Annotated in this window: 14 protein-coding genes; 2 read left to right on the plus strand and 12 right to left on the minus strand. The window is 66.1% G+C overall.

Annotation, left to right across the window (positions count from 1 at the left end):
- Positions 1–4: 4 nt before the first annotated feature.
- The 12 genes from ACN5W5_RS15855 to urtA all read right to left on the minus strand — a co-directional run bounded on the left by ACN5W5_RS15855 (position 5) and on the right by urtA (position 12800).
- Entirely contained in the window at positions 5–1687 is a 1683-nt protein-coding gene (locus ACN5W5_RS15855; RefSeq protein WP_420049454.1) for a VWA domain-containing protein, read from the minus strand.
- Entirely contained in the window at positions 1674–2534 is an 861-nt protein-coding gene (locus ACN5W5_RS15860) for a CbbQ/NirQ/NorQ/GpvN family protein (protein WP_420049455.1), read from the minus strand. The genes ACN5W5_RS15855 and ACN5W5_RS15860 overlap by 14 nt, the downstream gene beginning before the upstream one ends.
- Positions 2486–3526 carry an aliphatic amidase gene (locus ACN5W5_RS15865; protein ID WP_420049456.1) on the minus strand — a complete coding sequence of 347 codons (1041 nt, stop codon included), beginning with the start codon at positions 3524–3526 and terminating at the stop codon, positions 2486–2488. The genes ACN5W5_RS15860 and ACN5W5_RS15865 overlap by 49 nt, the downstream gene beginning before the upstream one ends.
- A gap of 48 nt (positions 3527–3574) precedes the next feature.
- Positions 3575–4582, minus strand: coding sequence for an alpha/beta fold hydrolase (locus tag ACN5W5_RS15870; RefSeq protein WP_420049457.1), 1008 nt, complete (start codon positions 4580–4582; stop codon positions 3575–3577).
- A gap of 28 nt (positions 4583–4610) precedes the next feature.
- Positions 4611–5918 (minus strand): purine-cytosine permease family protein, encoded by a 1308-nt coding sequence (locus ACN5W5_RS15875; protein ID WP_420049458.1) that lies wholly within the window; start codon positions 5916–5918, stop codon positions 4611–4613.
- 44 nt (positions 5919–5962) lie between these two features.
- A complete protein-coding gene (locus ACN5W5_RS15880) occupies positions 5963–6304 on the minus strand; it encodes an FmdB family zinc ribbon protein (protein ID WP_420049459.1) in 342 nt (113 codons plus the stop codon).
- 112 nt (positions 6305–6416) lie between these two features.
- Entirely contained in the window at positions 6417–7643 is a 1227-nt protein-coding gene (gene fmdA / locus ACN5W5_RS15885) for a formamidase (RefSeq protein ID WP_420049460.1), read from the minus strand.
- Between the two features lie 42 nt (positions 7644–7685).
- Positions 7686–8375 (minus strand): urea ABC transporter ATP-binding subunit UrtE, encoded by a 690-nt coding sequence (gene urtE, locus ACN5W5_RS15890; RefSeq protein WP_420049461.1) that lies wholly within the window; start codon positions 8373–8375, stop codon positions 7686–7688.
- A 41-nt stretch (positions 8376–8416) separates the two neighbouring features.
- Entirely contained in the window at positions 8417–9163 is a 747-nt protein-coding gene (gene urtD, locus ACN5W5_RS15895; RefSeq protein ID WP_420049462.1) for an urea ABC transporter ATP-binding protein UrtD, read from the minus strand.
- Between the two features lie 17 nt (positions 9164–9180).
- On the minus strand, positions 9181–10389 hold the full coding sequence (urtC, locus tag ACN5W5_RS15900) for an urea ABC transporter permease subunit UrtC (RefSeq protein ID WP_420049463.1): 1209 nt from the start codon (positions 10387–10389) through the stop codon (positions 9181–9183).
- A 42-nt stretch (positions 10390–10431) separates the two neighbouring features.
- Positions 10432–11346 (minus strand): urea ABC transporter permease subunit UrtB, encoded by a 915-nt coding sequence (urtB, locus tag ACN5W5_RS15905; RefSeq protein WP_420049464.1) that lies wholly within the window; start codon positions 11344–11346, stop codon positions 10432–10434.
- A gap of 185 nt (positions 11347–11531) precedes the next feature.
- Positions 11532–12800, minus strand: a complete 1269-nt coding sequence (gene urtA, locus ACN5W5_RS15910) for an urea ABC transporter substrate-binding protein (protein WP_420049465.1) — start codon at positions 12798–12800, stop codon at positions 11532–11534.
- A 158-nt stretch (positions 12801–12958) separates the two neighbouring features.
- Here urtA and ACN5W5_RS15915 point away from each other — a divergent pair, with 158 nt between their 5' ends.
- Positions 12959–16390: an ATP-binding protein gene (locus ACN5W5_RS15915; RefSeq protein WP_420049466.1), complete on the plus strand. Its 3432-nt coding sequence runs from the start codon at positions 12959–12961 to the stop codon at positions 16388–16390.
- Positions 16371–17297, plus strand: a complete 927-nt coding sequence (locus ACN5W5_RS15920; protein ID WP_420049467.1) for a response regulator — start codon at positions 16371–16373, stop codon at positions 17295–17297. Before ACN5W5_RS15915 ends, ACN5W5_RS15920 begins: the two co-directional genes overlap by 20 nt.
- The last annotated feature ends 114 nt before the right edge of the window (positions 17298–17411 follow it).

A 17411-nucleotide genomic window follows, 5' to 3' on the forward strand; every position in this document is an offset into this window, starting at 1 on the left:
GATTTTAACGGGACCGGTCCAACCCCGAAAGCAACTGCACCAGCGCAAGGGGCAGATGGGCCGCCGTGGGCACCGTCCGGCAGTGGTCGCGCCCGATGGCTTGCGCCAATGTGCCCGCCTCGCCCGGCGGAAACACCAGACACCGAACCGCCACCCCCTGGGCCTCCGCTTCCCGGGCGGCGCGCTGCGCATCGGCCGGCAGGTATGCCGGGTCGTGCACGTCCACGTCGTGCAACTCGCCGTCGGTCACGACCACCACCACGCGCCGCCAGCCCGGGTGACGGCGTGCGTCCTGCGCCGTCAGGTGCAAGGCGTGGCGCAAGGCCGCACCCAGCCGGGTCGACCCTTCTGCGGCCAGACGGGGCGCCGCGGCGATCAACGCGCCCTGGCCCCAGGGCTGCAGGCAGGGCATGTGGATACGGTGCCGGCCGTGGCTCGAAAAAGCCCAGACGCCCGTTCGATGGCCCAGATGCCGCAACGCCAGCGAAGCCGTCGTCGCGGCCTGCCGGATGTCGTTCAACAGGGCTCCGGCGGTGGAGGCCGAGGCGTCCACCAGCAACAGCACGGCCAGCGGATGCGGCTGGCGCCACGGCCGCCGGTAGGCCCGGGCATCGGGCGTGCGACCCGCTCGAAGGTCCAGGCGCCCTTCCACCAGCGCGTCGATGTGAAGCTCGTCGCCCACGGCTGAACGGCCGGCGCCGGCCTGGTAACGCCCGCCCAGCCGGGCCAGCCGCTGGGCGAGCCGGTTCACGCGGCCAGGCTGTCCGGTGCGTTCGGGGCCGGCGCCAGAAAGGGGTCCAAGCGACGCGTCGTACACCCGGCACCAGCGCGGGCGGTAGCGGCCGATGCGGTGGTCCCATTCGGGGTGCAGCGCGTCGGGCGGTTCGTCGGGCGGGCCGGTGTCAGCCGCTCCATCAGCCGACGGGCCCTGGGCAGACGACGCTGACAGCGCGGGGGCACCGCTCGCCCCGGGGGCCTCGGAAACGCCACTGGCCAGCGTCGTTTCCGACGGCGGGAGGCTGTCGTCCTGCAACCAGAGGTGGCTGTTGTCATCGCGATAGCCCGCGGCCACGCGGTAGCTGCGGGCGTTGAACGGCAGGCGCATCTGCCCGATGTCATGGCCCAGCACCGACGCCGCCCGCCGCACATCGGCGGTGGTCTTCAGGGCCAGGGTGTGGCCATCGTTCTCGAAGAAGAGTTGGTGCACCCGCGCCAACCAGGGGTGGGGATCGTGGTGCGAAGGGTCCAGCAGGCTGGCCGACAGGCGTGCCAGCAGATCTTCGAAAGAGGCGCCGTACCCGGCCGCCGGGCCGGCGTGCCAGGGCCACCAGACGGCACGCAGCCCAGGCAACTCCTGCAGCGCCAGCCATTCCACGCGCGCGTCTTCCAGAACCCCGAACAAGGCCTGCTGCACCGGCTTGAGCCCCTGCCGCTCTTGCGGCTCGCCACCAAATCGCGCGTGCGCCGCCGCATGGCTGGCCACCGCGAGCGCCCCAAGGCGCCCTGGGGTGTCTGGCGCCGGTGGCAGGTGCAGGGTCCAACGCTGGTCTGGCGCGAGGGTGATCACCGGGCGCTGTTCGGGCAAGGCACCCGGCTGCGTGGCGCTGCACCAGGACTGGCCCCAGAGCGCCCGGGCCAGCGTCTGCGCCATCGGCGCACTGGCGGTCACCGGCTCAGAAGCTGGCATGGACCAGCGCACGCAGCACGTTCCCCAGTTCGGGGTCGTCGCTCAGTGGGTCTGCGATCGCCTGCACGGCCGCCGCCCGGGCCGACCGACCCGCCCGCACCAACAAGGCCGCATGCACCAGCATGCGGGTGGAGGCGCCTTCGTCCAGACCTGCGTCGTGCAGGCGCCGGGTGCGCTCGGCCAACTGCACGAACCGCTGCGCCAGCGCCTCGTCCACACCCCCTTCGTGCGCCACGATGGCCGCCTCGATGGCGGGCGCCGGGTAGTCAAAGCCGAGCGCCACAAAGCGCTGCCGGGTCGACGGTTTGAAGCCTTTGAGCAAGCCTTGGTAACCGGGGTTGTAGCTGACCACGAGCTGGAAGTCGGGGTGCGCGCGCAACAGTTCGCCGCAGCGCTCCAGCGGCAGAACACGTCGCGTGTCGGCCAGCGGGTGCAGCAGCACCGTGGTGTCGGCGCGCGCTTCCAGCAACTCGTCGAGGTAGCAGATGGCGCCGTGGCGCGCGGCCAGGGCGAGCGGTCCATCCATCCAGCGCGTGCCTTGCGCATCGAGCAGCCAGCGCCCGGCCAGATCGCCCGCGCTCAGGTCTTCATGGCAGGCCACCGTGATCAGCGGCAGCCCCAGCCGCCAGGCCATGTGCTCGACGAAGCGGGTCTTGCCGCAACCGGTCGGCCCCTTGAGCAGCACCGGCAGGCGGGCCGACCGCGCCGCGTCGAAGGCGGCCATTTCGTCGCCCACCGGCTGGTAGAACGGTTCCTCGGACAGGCGCCAGTCGGCCAGCGCATCGACGGGCTGCACGGTCAACGGTGCCCCACGGAATCGGGATTGGGAATGCCCTCGATGGGACATTCTTCCGTGCCCACCATGGGCCGCGTGATCGCTTCCACCGCCTTCTGCGTGCCCTCGGGGTCGTTGACCCAGCGCGCGTAGAAGTCGTAGGGGCAGGCCGCCGCACCCTTGTCACCCTCGCGCGAATTGATCATGCCGGTGTAGCCCCGGTGCAGCAGCTTGAACAGGTGGTTCTCGCTCTGGCCGTTCTTGCGGAAATCGCGGATCAGGCTGGTCGAGAGCGCGGCGTATTGCACGCCGTAGTCTTCTTCCCCACACTCACCCAGCGTGCGACCGTCGAAGCCGATGATGGCGCTGTGGCCGAAGTAGCTGTAGACGCCGTCCCAGCCCGCCGCGTTGGCCACCGCCACATAGCTGTTGTTGGCCCAGGCCATGGCCTTGGCCATGAGCACCTGCTGGTCCTTGGCCGGGTACATGTAGCCCTGGCAGCGCACGATGAGTTCGGCGCCCTTCATGGCGCAGTCGCGCCAGATCTCGGGGTAGTTGCCGTCGTCGCAGATGATGAGGCTGATCTTCAGGCCCTTGGGGCCTTCGCTCACATAGGTGCAGTTGCCCGGGTACCAGCCCTCGATCGGCACCCAGGGCATGATCTTGCGGTACTTCTGCACGATCTCGCCCTGGTCGTTCATCAGGATCAGGGTGTTGTAGGGCGCCTTGTAGGGGTGCTCCTCGTGCTGCTCGCCGGTGAGCGAGAACACGCCCCAGACCTTGGCCTTGCGGCAGGCCTCGGCAAAGATCTCGGTCTCGGCGCCCGGCACCGTGGCCGCCGTGTCGTACATCTCTTTCGCGTCGTACATGATGCCGTGCGTGCTGTACTCGGGAAAGATCACCAGGTCCATGCCCGGCAGGCCGGACTTCATGCCGACGATCATGTCGGCGATCTTGCGTGCGTTGTCCAGCACCTCGGCCTTGGTGTGCAGCCGTGGCATCTTGTAATTGACGACGGCCACACCGACCGTGTCCTTGCTGCTGGAAATGTCACCGTGAAACATGTCAACTCCTGTTTGATTAGGGGGGAATGGGTCGCTGGGACGCCTGCATCAGCTGGCGAGCAGCGCCTTGAGGTTGTCGTCGATGAACTTGGTATCGACCGGGTTGGCGCCGCCGCCGGCGAAGTGGCCCCAGACCCCTGGAATCGGTCTGCACACCGCGTTTGGCATATGCCGAACCTCCTCCTCGTTGTCAGCGACAGGGAAGTACAGGTCCATGGCGCCAGGCATGACCACGGCCTTGCTCTTGATCGCACCCAAGGCCTTCTTGAAGTCCCCTTTGAAGACCGGGTTGTCGCTGATGTCGCCGTTCTGCCACGTCCACAGCATGGCGAGAAGGTTGTTGGCGTCCTTGGGCAGGAAGAAGCCCTCCCAGAAGGCAACCAGGAAATCCTCCAGCGAGCTGTAGCCCATGGTGCGCCACAGCTCCTGCATGTAGAAAGGCTGCGACAGGCCCCATCCGGCATAGACGCGGCCGACGGCCCTCAAGCCCTTGTTCGGCGGCGTGTCGTACCAGCCGTTGTTCCAGGCCGCATCGCTCGTCAGGGCGGCCTTGACGCCCTCGAGAAAGACGAAGTTGTGCGGCGCCGTCTTGGCCGATCCGCAGAACGGCGCGATCCGCTTGACCATGTCGGGGAACAGGCTACCCCACTGGTTGGTCTGCTGTGCGCCCATCGACCAGCCCACCACGAGCTGGATCTCGCTGATACCGAACTGCTCGGTCACAAGCCGGTGCTGCAGCATCACGTTGTCATACAGCGTGATGTTGGGAAAGCGCGCGCGGTCGTACGGCGCAGGCGTGTTGCTGGGCGAAGACGACAGGCCATTGCCAAGCATGTTCGGCACGATGATGAAGTACTTGCTCGGGTCCAGCGCCATGCCTTCGCCGATCAGCCACTCGTTGTCCGGATGCTGGCCGGAGTACCAGGTCGGATAGACGATCACGTTGCTCTTGTCGGCGTTGAGTTTGCCGTACGTCTTGTAGGCGAGAAAGGCGTTGCGCAGCGTGGCACCGTGCTGCAGCGCGACGTCACCGAGTTGAAAGATCTCGTAGTCCATGATGAAAGGTGTGTGATGTGAAGTGGGCTCAGCGGCTGACTGAAACGGCGCTGGCGCTGTGATCGCCCAGCTTGCTGAGCACGAGATAGCCAAGGCCGCCAGCGATGAAAGCGGCGATAGCGGTGGAGAGCTCGGGCGCGTAGGTCTCGACGACGTAGGCAACCAGCGAGCCGATGAACCACGCCGCGAATGCGCGCGGCCGCCAATTCGCTCCGATTTCAGCCCCGGGACGCACGAAGTACAGATCGGCGAGGATGATGGATCCAATTGGCGGAACCAGGATGCCGAGCAGCGACAGCCATGGAATGAAAAGCGCCCACACGTTGGCGGCGGCGATCGTAATACCGATCAGCGCCAGGCCGATCGCAAAGGTGCGCATGCGACCGTTGCCGATGCGCGACCAACCAACGGCGGAGTTGTAGAGGCAGTGCGCGCATACCGAGCCGAGGTTGCAGAACAGGAAGACGAAGGCGATCACCGACAACCAGCCCAGATGCTGGGCCAGCATGTAGCCGAACATGTTGTCCAGCCCGAAAGGCTGGGGGTTGGGGACAGCCAGCGCGGCCGTCATCACACCGCCCACCAGCATGGCCAACAGGTTCGCGAACGGGAAGGCGGAGAAGGTGGCGATCAGCGAGCCCCTGGTGTCCTTGGCCCAGCGGTTGAAGTCGGCCGTCACGGTTCCGGCATCGATGAACAGCGAGATGACGATCGTCAGGCCGACGCCGAGCGCCATCGGCATTTCAGGGTTGGTTCCGGCGTAGTCGACCACCTTGCTCCATCCGGCAGCAGATGCCGAATCGAACGCAACCCAGCCGCCGAGCACCACGAACAGAGGGACCGAGATGAGGCCGATCCAGTGGAGCCCGTGGATCCCGACATAGGTGATGGCCAGGTAGAGCAGACCCGCGATCAGCGTCATCACCAAATAGTTGAGGTCGAACGCGGTATGGATCAGGTTGCCCGTGATACCTGTCTGCACCGCGAACCAGCCCAGCAGCAGAGTGGACAGCAGGCCGGAGGCGAACACATACCCTTTCTTGCCGAACACCGCACTGGCCAGCAACGCAAAATTGAATCCCCGTGACGTGCCCAAGGTTCCCAAGGCGCCGACATAGGCAAACATGAGCGCATTTCCGATCAGCATGGCCGTCAGCGCTGACTTGAAGCCCATGCCGGCGACCAGAATCGAGCCGGTCATGGCGCCGGTGATGATCATCGGAAATCCGAGCCAGATCATGGACACGGAAAAGGTGCTGCGTCGCGCTTTGGCCGGCACAGCCTGGTGCTCATACTCATCGCTGAGTACGAGCTCGTCGACAGGTTTATTTGACATCGCTGCTTGCTCCGAAGTAGGTTGAAAACGAAAGGAAAGATGTTTCAGTGGCTGATCATCCAGGGGCGTTTGCTCGGGAAGGCTTTTGACCCGTTAGGGGCCGTGACGGTGGCCTTGCTGCGGCCGCTACCGCAGCAGCCGCAGCCCGCCGGATGCTTGAGGCGCGCGTAGTCGCCGGAGCGTTGTGGCTCGTGCCGCGCCCGCTCGTTGATGCTCATCGCGCTGCGCGTGCCGCCGTCCATCAGCGCCAGGCGCGGTGCGGTGACGAACACACGCGGCGAGGCAGCACCGCAGTCGGGGCAGGCGGCGGGCTCGTTGCGCGCGCTCAGGGAGCGGAACGCATCGAAGCCACCGCAGGACGGGCAGGCGTAGTCGTAGGTCGGCATACAAGGTCTCCTTGATCCGCGTGCCTTCGCCAACACACACCACGGAACCGGCTTTGCCGGGCCGCTGGTGTGGCCCCCTTGAAGGGGTGACGCGAAGCGGCGCGGGGGTGGTTCACAAATCAGGTGAGAGCGGCATCACCACCGAACCGTCGAGGTGCTTCATGGGGCCGGCCGCACTCGGGTTGATGTCGAAGTCGAAGATCTGCGTCGGCAGCCACAGCGTGGCGCAGGCGTTGGGCACGTCGACCACGCCGCTGATGTGGCCCTGCACCGGCGCCGTGCCCAGGATCGAATAGGCCTGCGCGCCCGAGTAGCCGAACTTCTTCAGGTACTCGATGGCGTTCAGGCAGGCCTGGCGGTAGGCCACGTTCACGTCCAGGTAGTACTGCTTGCCGGCCTCGTCGACGCTGATGCCTTCGAAGATCAGGTAGTCGTTGTAGGTGGGCGTGATCGGGCTGGGTTTGAAGATCGGGTTCTTGATGCCGTACTTGGCCATGCCGCCCTTGATCAGGGTGACTTTCATGTGCACCCAGCCGGCCATCTCGATGGCGCCGCAGAAGGTGATCTCGCCGTCGCCCTGGCTGAAGTGCAGGTCGCCCACCGAGAGGCCTGCGCCTTCAACATAGACCGGGAAGAACACCTTGGCGCCACGCGACAGGTCCTTGATGTCGCAGTTGCCGCCGTGCTCGCGCGGTGGCACGGTGCGCGCGCCCTCGGCCGCGGCCTTGTCGCGCGCGGCGCCGCTCATCTTGCCCATGTGCGCGGTGCCGGCGAACGGCGGGTTGGCCAGGCCGCTGGTGGCGGGGTCGGAGTCGATCAGCGCCTGCTCGCGCGCATTCCACTGCGCCAGCATCTTGGGGTCGGGCAGGCAGCCGATCAGACCGGGGTGGATCAGGCCGGCGTACTTCACGCCCGGCACGTGGCGCGAGCTGGTGAACATGCCGTGGAAATCCCAGATGGACTTCTGCGCCTGCGGGAAATGTTCGGTGAGGAAGCCGCCACCGTTCTTCTTGCTGAAGAAGCCGTTGAAGCCCCACAGGCTGTCTTCCTTGGCGCCGATGTCGAGCAGGTCCACCACCAGCAGGTCGCCGGGCTCGGCCCCCTTCACGCCCACCGGGCCGCTGAGGTAGTGCACCGTGGTGAGGTCGATGTCGCGCACGTCGTCGGCGCTGTCGTTGTTCTTGATGAAACCGCCGGTCCAGTCGAAGGTCTCCAGGATGAATTCGTCACCGGGCTTGACCCAGCAGGCCATGGGAATGTCGGGGTGCCAGCGGTTGTGGATGTTCTCGTTTTCCAGCGGTGACTGGGTGAGATCGACCTTGATCAGTGTTTCGGCCATGGCGTGCTCCTTGGTGTGAAAAAGTGGGCAGGGAAGAGGAAATCAGACGGACAGGTAGGACTTGATGTGCTGCAGGTCCGTGTCGGCGCGTGCGGTCTCGTGCACCAGGCGGCCGCCCTCGATGACGAACAGGCGGTCGGCCACGTCCATGGCGAACGAGAGCACCTGCTCGGAGACCACGATCGTGATCTGGCGCATCTTGCGGATCTCGTTGAGGGCCTTGGCGATGTCCTTGATGATCGAAGGCTGGATGCCTTCGGTGGGCTCGTCGAGCAGCAGCACCTTGGGGTCGGTGACGAGCGCACGCGCAATGGCGAGCTGCTGTTGCTGGCCGCCCGACAGGTTGCCGCCCTTGCGCCGGCGCATGTCCCACAGCACCGGAAACAGCGCGTAGATGTCTTCGGGAATGGCCTTGTCTTTGGCGTTTTCCAGCCCGGTCTGGATGTTCTCCTCCACCGTGAGCGTGGGAAAGATCATGCGGCCCTGGGGCACGTAGGCGATGCCCTTGGCCACGCGGCGGAAGCTCTCATCGCGCGTCACGTCCTGACCGGCCACCGTGACCTGGCCACCCTTGGTGGGCAGGATGCCCATGAGGCTCTTGAACAGCGTGGTCTTGCCCATGCCGTTGCGACCCATGATGGCCACGGTCTCGTTGGCGTTGCCCTCGAACGAGATGCCGTGCAGGGCCTCGCTCTGGCCGTAGGCGACAAACAGGTCTTTGACTTGCAGCATGGTGAATCCTTGGTTATGCCAACCGTCCGGCGTGTTTCATGTCAGTGGCCGAGGTACACGTCGATGACCTTGGGGTCCGCCTGGACCTGATCCATCGGCCCTTCGGCGAGGATCTTTCCCTGATGCATCACGGTGACCTTGTGAGCGATCTTCTTGACGAAGTCCATGTCGTGTTCGATCACGATCACGGCGCGGTTCTGGCAGATGCGCTGCAGCAGATCGGCGGTGAGATCGCGTTCGCGCGCGCTCATGCCGGCGATCGGTTCGTCGAGCATCAGCAGCTCGGGCTCCTGCATCAGCAACATGCCGATCTCCAGCCACTGCTTTTCGCCGTGCGAGAGCAGACCGGCTTCGGTCTGCAGGCGCTCGCCGCCGAGACCGATGTCGGCCGCCACCGTCTCGACCCGGGTCCGGATGTCGGCGGTGCACTGGAACGCCAGCGCACCCCACACCGAACGGCCCGCGGGGTAGGACACCTCCAGGTTCTGGAACACCGAGAGGTTTTCGTAGATCGACGGTGTCTGGAACTTGCGGCCAATGCCCAGCCGCACCCGCTTGTGTTCGGCCACACCCAGGATTTCTTCGTTCTTGAACTTGATGCTGCCGCCACTGGCGCGGGTCTTGCCGCAGATGAGGTCCAGCAGCGTGGTCTTGCCGGCGCCGTTGGGGCCGATGATCACGCGCAGCTCGTTCTTGTCGATGTAGAGCGTGAGGGCGTCGATGGCCTTGAAACCGTCGAAGGACACGGTCAGGTCTTCCACGGCGAGGGCGAAGTCGGTATTGCTCATGAGGTTCTCCGGTGGACTCAGACGGCCTGGCCACGGGCACCGTCGGGCAGCTTGACATCGGGCACGGTGGCACCTGTGGCCGTCATCGGCGCGAGCGGCGATGGCGATGGCGGCTGGGGCCGCGCGGCCGAGGCTTTGCGCAAAGCCGCCTGGCGCGACTTCCACCAGGGCACGATGTGGCTCTCCCACAGACCGGCCAGACCCATGGGGAAGGCCATGGTCACGCCGATGAACAGGCCGGCCATGAGGAACAGCCAGAGGTCGGGGAAGCTCTCGGAGAAGAAGGTCTTGCCGGCGTTGACCAGCAAGGTGCCGTAGACCGCGCCGACCAGGCTCATGCGGCCACCCACGGCGGCGTAGATCACCATCTCGATGGAGGGCACGATGCCCACGAAGCTCGGCGACATGAAGCCCACCTGCAGCGTGAACAGCGCACCACCGATCCCCGAGAGCGCGGCGGCCAGGCAGAACACGAAGATGCGGAAGTCGGCCACGTCGTAGCCCGAGAAGCGCACCCGGTCTTCTTTGTCGCGCATGGCCAGCAGCAGGGTGCCGAGCTTGCTGGTCTGGATCCAGCGGCACAGCACGATGGCGGCCACCAGCAGACCGACACACAGGTAATACAGGATGTACTTGGCGCTGTCGGTGCGCGTGTCCCAGCCCATCAGGGTCTTGAGGTCGGTCATGCCGTTGACGCCGCCGGTGTAGCCCTGCTGGCCAATGATGAGCACGGTGAGGATCAGCGCCACGGCTTGCGTGATGATGGCGAAATACACCCCGCCGACGCGGCGCTTGAACATGGCATAGCTCACGATGAAGGCCAGCAGCGTGGGCACCACGATGACCGCCGCCAGCGCGAACGGAAAGCTCTTGAACGGCACCCAGAACGTGGGCAACTCGGTGAGCTGGTTCCAGTCCATGAAATCGGGGATGCCCGGCGTGGACTGGATCTTGGTGGCTTCGGGGTCTGACGCTTCGAGCTTGAGGAACATGGCCATGGCGTAACCGCCGAGGCCAAAGAACACGCCCTGGCCCAGGCTGAGAATGCCGCCGTAACCCCAGACCATCACCAGCCCGATGGCGACGAAGGCGTAGGTCAGGTACTTGCCGATCAGGTTGAGGCGGAAGATGTCCAGCGCCAGTGGCAGCACCACCGCGAGCAGCACGGTGAGCAGCACCAGGCTGGCGAGCTGGTAGCGCGCGATCCAGGCCTTCAAAGTGTTCATGGGGGTTCTCCGGGCAGATAAAAAAAGCGGTGTGCGGGGCGGTCAGCGACGGACCTTGCTGGCGAAGAGCCCTTGGGGGCGCACCATCAGGATCAGCACGATCAGCGAAAGGGTCAGCATCTTGGCCATGGAGCCCGACAGGAAGAACTCGGTGATGGACTGGGTCTGGGCGATGCCGAAGGCCGACACCACCGTGCCCAGCAGGCTGGCCGCGCCGCCGAAGGTGACCACCAGGAAGGCATCGACGATGTAGAGCGAACCCGAGGTCGGGCCGGTGGAGCCGATGGTGGTGAAGGCCGCGCCCGCCACACCGGCGATGCCGCAACCGATGGCGAAGGTGAGCCGGTCGGTTTTCTTGGTGTCGATGCCGATGGCGTTGGCCATCACGCGGTTGCTCACCGTGGCGCGCACCCGCAGGCCCCAGCGGCTTCTGTGCAGGGCGATCAGCACGCCGCCGGTGACCAAGGCCGTGAGCCCCAGCACGAACAGGCCGTTGATGGGAATGTCCAGCCCCTCGGCCGGTGCCCAGGAGCCGAGCAGCCAGTCGGGCAGCGTGGGGCTCACTTCCTTGGGACCGATGAAGGTGCGAAAGCACTGCTGCATGGCCAGGCTGACACCCCAGGTCGCCAGCAGCGTGTCGAGCGGCCGTTTGTACAGGTGGCGGATCAGGCTCCATTCGATGAACCAGCCCGCGGCGAACGCGAACAGGAACGCCGCCACGATGGCGAAGGGAAAGTAGACCGCGGTGGCCCCGGGGCTGATCGACTCGGCCAGCGTGGAGCCCAGGAAGATGGTGTAGGCGCCGATGGTCATGAACTCACCGTGCGCCATGTTGATCACGCCCATCTGGCCAAAGATGATGGCCAGCCCCAGGCCCATGAGGAGCAGCACGGCGAACAGGCTCAGGCCGGCGAAGCCCTGCATCAGGCCGATGTTGAGCAGGTCGTTGAAACTCATGATGCGACTCCGGAAAGGCAGAGGGAATGGGGTGCGACAGGGACCCGGCGCCAGGGCGCCGTCTGCAGTGGCGAGCACCGCGAGGCCACCCCGGAACGCAGCGGGTCCGGCGTAGCCGGCCCGCCAGCGTCGCCCCCTTGAGGGGGGATGCGGCTACACGCAGTGAGCAAGCGACGGGGATGGGCTTACTGATAGCCCTTGGGGAATGGATCCGGCTTGATCAGTTCGGGTGACTCGGCCACCACCTTGAACGTCGCGTCCGGCATGCCCATGGCGATGCGCGACTTGCTCCACAAATGGTGGTTGGGGTCGAGCTTCACGTAGCCTTCGGGCGCGGTCTTGAGCTCGATGCCCGCTCTCGATGCGGCCACCACCTTGTCGACGTCGAAGCTCTTGGCCTTTTCGACCGCCGCCTTCCACAGCCAGGGGCCGAGGTAGCCCGCCTGGGTCACATCGCCGATCACGGCGTCCTTGCCGTACTTGGCCTTGAAGGCGGCGACGAACTTCTTGTTGTTCTCGTTGTCCAGCGACTGGAAGTACTTCATGGACGAGTAGAAGCCCTTGAAGTTTTCGCCACCCACGCCGGTCATCTCGTCTTCTGTCACCGACAGCGTCACCAGCAGCTGCTTGTCACCGGTGATGCCGGCGGCCTTGAGCGCCTTGTAGAAGGCCACGTTGGAGCCACCCACCACGGCAGCGAAGATGCAGTCGGGCTTCTGCAGCTTGATCTTGTTCATCAGCGAGCCGAAGTTGGTGCTGCCCAGCGGGTAGTACTCCTCGCCGACGACCTTGCCCTTCTGGAAGTTCTCGATGTGCTTGCGCGCGATCTTCATCGAGGTGCGCGGCCAGATGTAGTCGGAACCGATCAGGAAGAAGGTCTTGGCCTTCTTCTCGGTCTTGGCCCAGTCCAGGCTGTAGAGGATCTGCTGGGTGGCTTCCTGGCCGGTGTAGATCACGTTCTTGCTCTGCTCCAGGCCTTCGTAGAAGGTGGGGTAGTACAACAGGCCGTTCTCTTTCTCGAACACCGGCAGCACGGCCTTGCGCGAGGCGCTGGTCCAGCAGCCGAAGACGGCGGCGCAGCGGTCGTTGATCAGCAGCTTCTTGGACTTCTCGGCGAAGGTCGGCCAGTCGGAGGCGCCGTCTTCCTTGATCACCTTGATCTTGCGGCCCAGGATGCCGCCCATGGCGTTGATCTCGTCGATGGCGAGCTGCTCGGCCTGGATGGAACCGGTTTCCGAGATCGCCATGGTGCCGGTGGCCGAGTGCAGCTGGCCGACCGTGACTTCGGTGTCGGTGATCGCGAGCTTGGTGGTGTTCACCGAGGCGGTGGGCTGGCCAAAGCTCCAGGCGGGCAATCCGGCCACCGAGGCCGCGCCCAGCATCTGCAGGATCCGGCGGCGGCTGGCGGCCGGGGTTTCAAGGGAAACGGCGTTCGGATCGGAATCGTGGTTCATGAGGAACTCCAGGGAGGGTTGGGACAGTGAAACCGGCGGTGTGCCGACTGGTCGCAAGATTAGGGAAAGCCCTCGCTGGCGCCCATACGTCAAATAACGTAGCCCCGTTTTCCTGCCCGCTCTGGCCATCTGGGACGCTTCTTGCTAACGTCCCCGGCATGTCCTCGCCAGAGACCAGCGCACCCGTCGCCACGCAAAAAATCTTCCGCTTTCGCCGGGAGTACAACTCGTGGGTGGCCGACGAGACCATGGAGGACTACGCGCTGCGCTACACGCCGCGCAGCTTCCGCAAGATGAGCGAATGGCGCGTGGCCAACACCGCCTTCGGCACGCTCTCCTTTCTGGCGCTGGAGGCCATCGGCGGCGCGATCGCCATCAACTACGGCTTCTCCAACGCGATGTGGGCGATCCTGGTGGTGGGCCTGGTGATCTTCTTCACCGGCCTGCCCATCGCGTACTACGCGGCCCACTACGGCCTGGACATGGACCTGCTCACGCGCGGAGCGGGTTTCGGCTACATGGGGTCCACCATCACCTCGCTGATCTACGCCGTGTTCACCTTCATCTTCTTCGCGCTGGAAGCGGTGATCATGGCGCTGGCGGTGCAGATGGCCACGGGCTGGGCCCTGCCGGTGTGCTACCTCGTGTCGGCCCTGGTCATCATTCCGCTGGCCCTGCGCGGCATCACGTTCATCAGCAAGCTGCAGGCCTGGACCCAGCCCCTGTGGCTGTTCCTGCTGATCCTGCCCTTCGTCTGGATAGCGCTGTCGCAGCCCCAGCTCTACCGCAACTTCGCCGGCCTGTCGGGCCTGCGCTCGGGCAGCAACGAGTTCCAGCCGCTGATGTTCGGCGCAGCGGCGGCGGTGATCTTCTCGCTGGTGGTGCAGATCGGTGAACAGGTGGACTTTCTGCGCTTCATGCCCACGCGCACACGCGCCAACCGCTGGCGCTGGTGGGGCGCGGTGCTGGTGACCGGGCCGGGCTGGGTGGTCATGGGCATGCTCAAGATGGTGGGCGGCGCCTTCCTGGCCTTTGCCGCCATGCAGTTCGAGGTCGATCCCGAGCGCACCACCGAACCCACACAGATGTTCCTGGCCGGCTTCACCAAGGCGGTGGGCCACCCGGGCCTGGCCATCGTCATGACGGTGGTGTTCGTGATCCTGTCGCAAATCAAGATCAACGTGACCAACGCCTACGCCGGCTCGCTGGCGTGGTCGAACTTCTTTGCCCGCGTCACCCGCAGCCACCCGGGCCGCGTGGTCTGGCTCGTGTTCAACGTGGCCATCGCCACCCTGCTCATGCTGCTGGGCGTGTTTGCCGGCATCGAAAAAGTGCTCGGTGTCTACAGCAACGTGGCCATCGCCTGGGTCGGCGCCCTGGTCGCGGACCTCATCATCAACAAGCCGCTGGGCCTGAGTCCCAAGGGCATCGAGTTCCGGCGCGCCTACCTGTACGACTTCAATCCGGTCGGCCTGGGTGCCATGCTGGTCGCGGCGGCGGTCGCCAGCGCCGCCTACGCCGGCGCCATGGGCGAGATGGCGGCGGCTTTCTCGCCGTTCATCGCACTGGGTCTGGCCATGCTGCTGGCGCCCCTGCTGGCCTGGCTGACGCGTGGACGCTACTACCTCGCGCGCACGCCCACGACCGAATGGCAGCCCGCGGAACTGGTGCGCTGCGCCGTCTGCGAGAACCAGTTCGAATCCGAAGACATGGCGCGCTGCCCGGCCTACCAGGCGCCGATCTGCTCGCTGTGCTGTTCGCTGGAGTCGCGCTGCCACGACCGCTGCAAGACCAACGCCCGCGCCTCCGAACAGATCCGGGGCTGGCTCACGGCGCTGCTGCCCCACCGCCTGGCCATACGGGTCAACTTCCGCGTCGGCCAGTACTTCCTGGTGTGGCTGTCCATCTGCGCGATCATGGCCTTCCTGATCGGGGTGGTGTATGTGCAGGAGAGCCTCAACACCCCGGGCGACACGCTGTATTCACCCTTCCTCAAGATCTACGCGCTGCTGATGCTGCTGGCCGCCGTGGGATCGTGGTGGTGGGTGCTGACCACCGAGAGCCGGCGCATGGCGCAGGACGAATCCGAGCGCCAGACACAGCTGCTCATGCAGGAGATCGAGGCCCACCGCCGCACCGACGCCGAGCTGCAGGCGGCACGCGACCGCGCCGAAACGGCCAGCCAGGCCAAGACGCGGCACGTGGCGGGCATGACGCACGAGCTGCGCACCCCGCTGACCAGCATCCTGGGCTATGCGCACATCCTGCTCAAACACAAGGACCTGTCGATCTGGGTGCGCGAAACCATCGCCACCATGCAGAGCAGCGGCGAACACATGCGCGCCCTGATCGACGGCTCGCTCGACCTGGCGCGGATCGAGGCCGGTCGGCTCAAGCTGGACATGAGCTCGGTGCCGCTCGTGCGGCTGCTCGAAGACGTCGAGCGCATGGTGCGACCCCAGGCCGAGGCCAAGGGCCTGCATTTTTCGCTCGAGCGCGAAGGCGACATCCCCGAATGGATCCGTGGCGATGCCAAGCGCCTGCGGCAGATCCTGATCAACCTGCTGAGCAACGCCGTCCGTTTCACCGATGAAGGCGGCGTGCTGCTGCGGCTGGACTTTCGCCAGCAGGTCGCCCGCATCGACGTGGTCGACACCGGCATCGGCATCGCCGTGCAGGACCAGCAGCGCATCTTCCTGCCCTTCGAGCGCGGCAGCGCCGGTCGCCGGGCCCGGGAGACCGGCACCGGCCTGGGTCTGACGATCACCCACCTGCTGACCGACATGATGGGCGGTGAACTCTCCTTGCGCAGCCAGCCCGGACAGGGCAGCACCTTCAGCCTGCGCCTGTACCTGCCGCGCATCACCCCCGACCCGAAGGAACTGCTGCCGGCCACCCACGCGCTGCGTGCCGTCACCGGCTACCAGGGGCGCCGGCGCACGCTGCTGGTGGTGGACGACCAGCCGCTGCACCGCCAGTTGCTGGCCGGCTGGCTCATGCCGCTGGGCTTCACCGTGCTGGAAGCGGCCAGCGGCCAGGAGTGCCTGGAGATCGTGCAGCACCAGGCACCGGACCTGCTGATGCTGGACATCACCATGGACGGGCTCGACGGCTGGCAGACCGCCGCCCAGGTGCGCCGCCTGCTGCCGGCCGCCCAACTGCCCATCGTGTTCGTCTCGGCCAACCTGTTCGACAACCAGCCCGAAAGGCTGGCGGTGCTGGATTGCCAGGGCTTCGTATCCAAGCCGGTGCTGGAGTCCGAACTGCTCGACGCGCTGGAGTCGGCGCTGGCGCTCGACTGGACCCGCGACGACCAGGACAGCGTGCCGGCTCTCGGCCCCGTGGGCGCCGAGTCGGACGTGCCCGGCGCCACCCTGTCTCCCGAACTGCGTGAAGACCTGCTGCGGCTGGCGCGGCAGGGACAGGCGGTGGCACTCCGGCAGCGCCTGTGGACCGCGCGCAATGAAGAACCGGGACTGGCCGCCACCCTGTCGCTGCTGCAGTCCCATGCCGAACGTTTCGACTTCCAATCCTTCGTGGACCATCTGCGGAACACCCAGGAGCCATCCGATGAACCCTTTGCCGACTGAAACCCTCGCGCCGGCGAACGCCCCGGCGCAACCCGTGATCCTGGTGGTGGACGACGCCCCCGAGACGCTGCGCATGCTCTGCGATGCCCTGGTGCTGGAGGGCTACGACGTGCTCGCCGCCCGCGACACCCTCGAAGCCCTGGAGCGGTTCGAGGTCACCGTGCCCGACGGCGTGCTGCTCGACGCGGTGATGCCCGGTCGCGACGGCTTCGACCTCTGCACCCAGATCAAGTCCACGCCCGCCTGGTCGCACGTGCCGGTGCTGTTCATGACCGGCCTGTCCGAGACCGACCAGATCATCCGGGGCTTCGCCTGCGGCGGCGTGGACTATGTGGTCAAGCCGCTGCGCGTGCCCGAAGTGATGGCGCGGCTGGCCACCCATGTGCGCAACGCCCGGGTTGCGCGACTCGCCCGCGAGGCGGTGGACGTGGCGGGCATGGGCACGGTGCTGCTCGACTCGCAGGGCCGCATGGCCTGGCGCTCGCCCCAGGCGGCCGACTGGCTGGCACAGGCGTTCGGTGCGAATGAGGCGGCGCAGGCGACGGCCGCGCAATGGTTGGGTCGCGCCCGCGATGATGGCGAAGCCCACACGCCCGCCGGCAACAACGCACGTCTGGTCGCCCGCCACATGGGCCAGGGCGGGCCGGGCGAATCCATGCTGCTGCTCACCCAGACCCAGGCCGACAACGCCGCGCTGCAGCGGCTGCGCAACGTGGCGCTGACACCGCGCGAAACCGAGGTGCTGTCCTGGCTGGCCAAGGGCAAGACCAACCGCGACATCGCCGACATCCTGGGCATGAGCCACCGCACGGTGAACAAGCACCTGGAACACGTGTTCGAGAAGCTGGGAGTGGAAACCCGATCAGCGGCGGCGGCCATCGCCGGGCGCCTGCTGCCGCAGGACTGACGTGAACGCCCCCCTGCGCCGCAGACGTGGCGGGGCTTTGCACCGCTTCGCTCGTTGCGGTTTTTCTCCCGCTCCCTCTGGGAGAGGGTTGGGGTGAGGGCTGCGTCCCCGGGC

This window comes from Hydrogenophaga sp. ZJX-1 (assembly GCF_048590325.1).
Taxonomy (GTDB): Bacteria; Pseudomonadota; Gammaproteobacteria; order Burkholderiales; family Burkholderiaceae_C; genus Hydrogenophaga.